5 protein-coding genes are annotated in these 5,465 nt (G+C 43.5%); 1 reads left to right on the forward strand and 4 read right to left on the reverse strand.

Features of this window, described 5'->3' with window-relative positions; translation table 11 throughout:
- Window positions 1-182 precede the first annotated feature (182 nt).
- The 3 genes from C8P63_RS18505 to C8P63_RS18515 all read right to left on the reverse strand — a co-directional run bounded on the left by C8P63_RS18505 (window position 183) and on the right by C8P63_RS18515 (window position 3,256).
- Window positions 183-1,463, reverse strand: a complete 1,281-nt coding sequence (locus C8P63_RS18505; protein ID WP_108026855.1) for an ABC transporter substrate-binding protein — start codon at window positions 1,461-1,463, stop codon at window positions 183-185.
- A gap of 99 nt (window positions 1,464-1,562) precedes the next feature.
- Complete coding sequence (locus tag C8P63_RS18510; RefSeq protein ID WP_108026858.1) at window positions 1,563-2,381, reverse strand: carbohydrate ABC transporter permease; 819 nt, start codon at window positions 2,379-2,381, stop codon at window positions 1,563-1,565.
- A complete protein-coding gene (locus C8P63_RS18515; RefSeq protein WP_108026861.1) occupies window positions 2,378-3,256 on the reverse strand; it encodes a carbohydrate ABC transporter permease in 879 nt (292 codons plus the stop codon). Before C8P63_RS18515 ends, C8P63_RS18510 begins: the two co-directional genes overlap by 4 nt.
- A 450-nt stretch (window positions 3,257-3,706) precedes the next feature.
- Between C8P63_RS18515 and C8P63_RS18520 the strand changes: the two genes are divergently transcribed.
- Window positions 3,707-5,269: a sensor histidine kinase gene (locus tag C8P63_RS18520; RefSeq protein ID WP_108026864.1), complete on the forward strand. Its 1,563-nt coding sequence runs from the start codon at window positions 3,707-3,709 to the stop codon at window positions 5,267-5,269.
- Between the two features lie 14 nt (window positions 5,270-5,283).
- Here the strand turns inward: C8P63_RS18520 and C8P63_RS19410 are convergent.
- Window positions 5,284-5,465 (reverse strand): hypothetical protein (locus C8P63_RS19410; protein WP_211308317.1); only part of this gene is annotated, 182 nt, incomplete at its 5' end.

Raw genomic sequence — 5,465 nt, forward strand, 5'->3', positions numbered from 1 at the left:
TGGTTCAACATGACGGGCCAGTCTCTTTGGCCCCCGAATCAGCTGTCTGTTTCTTTTCAAAGGGCTGAAATCTGATTAGATCACAACGCTTCTAGGGCGACCCCGAAAACGTCCAGATGAGTTGCTCTCAATGATCTGGCTGACTACATAATTATCAGACACGCCCTAATCGGCCGATTCGTTCATTTTTGAGCCAAGTTTTGTACGGTCTTGTCCAATTGCGTAAGAAGTTCGTCCTTGTTGATGTCGCCGGAGATGTATCTCTGGATCGATGATGCAAACTCTTTGTTGGCACCGACCGGCGTGTCGTTGAAATACCAACCGAGGGTCTTGTCCTTCTGAACGTAATCCTGGGTAGAGGAAGCAAGCTGGCCGAGATCAGATTCTTCGAACGGGATATTATCGAACGCGGGAATAAATTTGAATTCTTTCACGATATACTGTTTACCTATATCCTTAGACACCAGCCAATTCAGAAACTCTTTTGCTTCTTCGGCGTGAGGAGACTCTTTATGAACGACCCAGTACATCGGCACGCCGACAAAAATATTGTCGTTCAACTTGGGATCATTATTAATCGGCATCGGTAAAAAGCCGATGTTCATATCCGGATTCAGCTTATCCAACATTACCTCCGACCAGTTGCCTTGCTGCAGCATTGCCGTTTCTCCATTTGCGAACATCTGCACCTGCGTGTTGTAGTCAGTGGTGAGTGGATTTTTCTGACCGTATTTGACCGTTAAATCAATTAGGTTAACCCAATCCTCGAATATGGGATTGCCTTTAGCTGTCGCTTTTCCTTCTTTCCAATCTGTTATGAACTGGGATGGATCATCCTGTTTCGCCAAAGCGACATTCATCAGGTGATTGCCCAAAATCCAGTATTCCTGATATCCGTTGGAAAAAGCGGTAATGTCGTGCTTTTCCAGTGTTTTCGCCGTTTCCTCCAATTCGCTCAACGTCGTCGGCAATTTCTTAATACCTGCTTTTTCGAACAGGTCTTTGTTGTAGATGTAACCGTAACCTTCAATGCCAACCGGCATACCGAGCAAATTGCCTTCCACCGTCATCGCTTCCCTAGTTGAAGGAAGAAGATGTTCCACCCATGGCTCATCGGACATATCGAGAAGCTTATCTTTCCATAACCTTGCCTCTTCATTCCCTTTGTTTACAAAAATGTCGGGCACCTCCGAGGCGGCAAACCTCGCTTTCAAAGCGGCGCTGTAGTCGCCGCTGCCGCCCACCGTCGTGATTTGCAGTTTTACTTTTGGATGAGATGCTTCATATTCTTTCTTCAACTGGTTCAACTGTTCAGCAATTTCCACTTTGTTGTTGAAAATCGTCAGTGTAACCGTATCCTCTGATTTACCGCCTGTATTGCCGCTGGAACCGTCAGTTGCGCTGCATCCGGAAGTGGTAATTGCTAATAGAATGGCAAAAACAAAAAACAATATTTTTTTCATGTTGGACCTGCCCCTTATTTTTTATTCTTGGAAAGATACTCTGAATTTATTGACTTGACATCTATTGAAGCAAATAAAATATTTTGTCACGAACGGCAGTCATCCCTTAACCGATCCCGCAGTGATACCTTCCAAGATATGCTTTTGCAGGAACTTAAAAAAGACGAACATAGGTAGGATACACAACACCAGAGCAGCCAAAGCCAAATCCCATTGCTTCAAATACTCTGAAAACAGGGACATTACAGCAAGCGGGATCGTATGGACTTCCGGCTTCTGCAGGATCAGTAACGGGAGTAGGAAATCGTTCCAGATCCACAAAGTGTCAATCATAATGACACTGATCATAATGGGGCGAAGCAAAGGAAACACGATACGCCAGAACACCCCATACGGCGAACACCCATCGATAATAGCCGCTTCTTCGATTTCTTTTGGTATTCCTTTGATGAACCCATGGAATAAAAACACTGCGAACGCCAAGCCAAAACCGTAGTAACAAACAACCAGACCGAATAGGTGATTGATCAGCCCCAATTTTTTCGCGAACTGGACAAGAGGTATCATGATTGATTGGAATGGAATAACCATTTGCGAAATCAGCAGGTAAAACAACACACGATTGACGACGGTCTTCGCGCGGGCAAGCCTGTAAGCGGCCATAGAGCCCATGATGACAATGCCGATAATTGAGAAAACGGTTACAACAAGCGAATTTATGAAAACCTGGTTGAATCGAAGAACATGCCAAGCCTGAGAAAAATTGCTCCAAACGATTTGTCGTGGCAGTGCCGCAGAATTCATCATGATTTCGTCAAACGATTTCACTGAATTGACGAAAACGAAATAAAAGGGGACGAAAAACAACACGGCCAAAACCAATGTAGCTATAAATCCAATGATTCTGTTCCACGTCATGCTTCCACCTCCTTTCGTTTCGTGTACCAAACTTGCACCAAGGTGACTGTGCCAACAATAACAAAAAACAAAAGCGCTTTGGCGGTCCCGAGACCGTAACGGTAGTTGGAGAACGCTTCATTATAAATGTTCAGAGCTAGAGTTTCCGTAGAACCGAAGGGCCCCCCGTTTGTTAAGGATAAATTGATGTCGAAAATTTTGAAACAAGAAGATATCGATAAAAAATAACAAATCGTAATGGATGGCATAACCAGTGGAACAATTACATACCGGAGTTTCTGCCAAACGTTAACTCCGTCAATCTCAGCCGCTTCCATAATCTCCGTCGGAATATTTATAATACCGGCAATGTAGATAATCATCAAATAACCGGCCATTTGCCAAACCGTAACGATGACGATACCCCAAAAAGCGGTGTTTGTAGTACCGAGCCATGGCAAATTGAACAAGGAAAAGTTCGTAAGCTCTCCCAATGTGGCAAAACCTTTTGTAAAAATGAACTGCCATATAAAACCGAGCATTAGCCCTCCAATAATATGCGGAATAAAAAACACAGTGCGAAAGGCGTTTTTCCAAGGGATAACGCGGGTCAACAGAAAGGCGAGAAGAAAGCCTAGCATATTCATGAGAATCACAGCGATGACAGTATACTTGAGCGTAAACCAAAAGGAATACAAAAATCGTTGATCTTCGAACACTCGTTTGAAGTTGTCCAAACCGACCCAATTCACCTGAGAGGATATGCCGTCCCAATCCGACAAGGAATAAACCATCCCGAGACAAAAAGGAATGACGACGATGAGTGTAAAAAAGAACAATCCAGGGCCCAAGAATACGATCTGCTGCAACCATTCGCTACGTTGTTTTGCATACATTGTCAAACCTCCTTTCCCTGTAAAAAGCTAATTTTAGTCTAAACCGATCGAGGATCGGATAACATAGCTTACGTTGACTTGAAGGTGGAGGGAATTGACCTTGTTGCCGTCAGTCGAACAGAACATTGTCAGGTGAGCGACTGTGTGTTTATAATAACGCGTATTAGACGTGTAGTCCCATTTTCGGTCGAAATGGGACAGGTTATGTCAAAAGATTTATCAAATAATGAAGCTGATCTATGTTAGTGGTGCCTGGCCGCTCTTGCTGATGGGGATCGACGAGAAATGGAGTACGGGGCACACTATCTCTACATGGAAGAGTACTGGTAATGGCGGAATAAGGAAAAAGCTGAGAAACAAGAAAAACCCTTCAGTTACTGACCTAACTGGGGTCTTGTCAAGGAGGAGAATTTTTTGGACTAGATCAATGGACAAGAGGAGAAAAGCATTATGAAAAACAGTCTGACCTACAAAATGATAGTATATTTGTTATTGGCCACGATTGTCCCAATCGTGACTTCCAGCGTGATCACGTACCAACTCACGACCCACGCTGCGAAAGATAAAGCGATCGCGGAAAGCCAGAATTTACTGTTTTATGGAGCATCCAACTTGGTGCAATACATGGAAGTGATAGACAAACTGTCGTTAAGTTTTTATTATGACGTATCGCTCGGAGGCACCCTATATAAAGTTATCGAGGAAGGGCGTAACGACTATAGAAGCAAAATGACGATTCACCAAACCTTGCTACGTATTTCCAATTTTTTGCCCGATATTTATCAAGTGCGTCTAGATATTTTAAAAAATCGTAAATCATACCAAATGATAGACAAAAACCTGATTCTTGAATCAACAATGATCGATCCGAAGAACAGCAAATCTCCGTCCGAACACGGCCAAGTTATTCCGACTCATGACAGTGATCCGTCCGGTATGAAATCGGGTACAAGTTATACATCGAAACAAGTCGTTTCCTACTATCGACCTATTTATAAAATTCCAAAAAATAATAAATTATCGACTAAATATATGGATTGGATCATTGTCAAAGGAATTCCTTACCACATCCTATACAAAGACGCCAGGAGCGTTGCCTTAACTAACAGTCTGGTCTATGTCGCTCTGTTGGCTTTTCTGGTCATTTCCACGATCTGGATTTCAATTCATTTTACGAAGCCAATTAAGCAATTGACCCGGACGATTACTAAAATTGAGCAGGGCAACGTGCATGCCGAATTAACGACGACCCGGACCGACGAAGTCGGCGTTTTGATTCGCCGGTTTCAACAAATGATGTCAACAATCAACAATTTGATTCTCCGGGAATTTCGTTTGGAGTTGGCGAATAAAACGAATCAACTGAAAGCCCTTCAGGCACAGATCAATCCCCACTTTCTTAATAATGCTCTCCAATCGATCGGGACCCTGGCACTGCAACGGAAGGAACGGAAGATTTATTCGCTTATCTCCTCGCTCGGCCAGATGATGAACTATCAAATGCTTTCCAGTGAAATCATTGTTCCTTTTTCTGACGAAGTCCGGTATGTTCAGTCGTATATCGAACTGCAAAAACAACGATTCGAAGACGAACTCATTGTGCTTCAAGATTATGATAAGGAGGCATTGGCTGTTCCGATTCCGAAAATGATACTGCAGCCGCTAGTGGAAAATTATTTCAAGCATGGCTTTTTATCGAATAATGTTCCTGGACAATTATGTATTTCTGCCGTCATAACTGAGAAAAACCGTCTGAAGGTGGTCGTGGAAGACAACGGACCTGGAATAGAGGAAAGTGAACGGCTCATGCTGCAAACCCGACTGGACACGCTAGAAAATCATTGGATTCATGAAGTGTCGGACAAGCGAATAGGGCTGACGAACGTCTTATCCCGTCTCCGACTATACTGCGGTCCTGATGCATCCATGGAAATTGTACCACGAAGCACCGGCGGCTTATGCGTCACCCTTATCATTCCCGTAATAGGCGATGGCAACTTTGAAAATAAATAACTGAGAACTCCTATTCAAAGCACTTTTAGGGGGGTGATTTTCAAACTCTTTTCAAAAAGCATACAAAAAAAGCATCCACCTAGTACTACTTTGAGATTTACAGCTAAGTCGCAAAAAGTTGTCGAAGAAAGTCGGAAGAACAGGTGAGGACCAAGATCACCATTCGCTGAACCCGCTGCAACCACCAGCGCCAAGC

Source organism: Melghirimyces profundicolus, assembly GCF_003054245.1.
Classification (GTDB): Bacteria; Bacillota; Bacilli; order Thermoactinomycetales; family DSM-45169; genus Melghirimyces; species Melghirimyces profundicolus.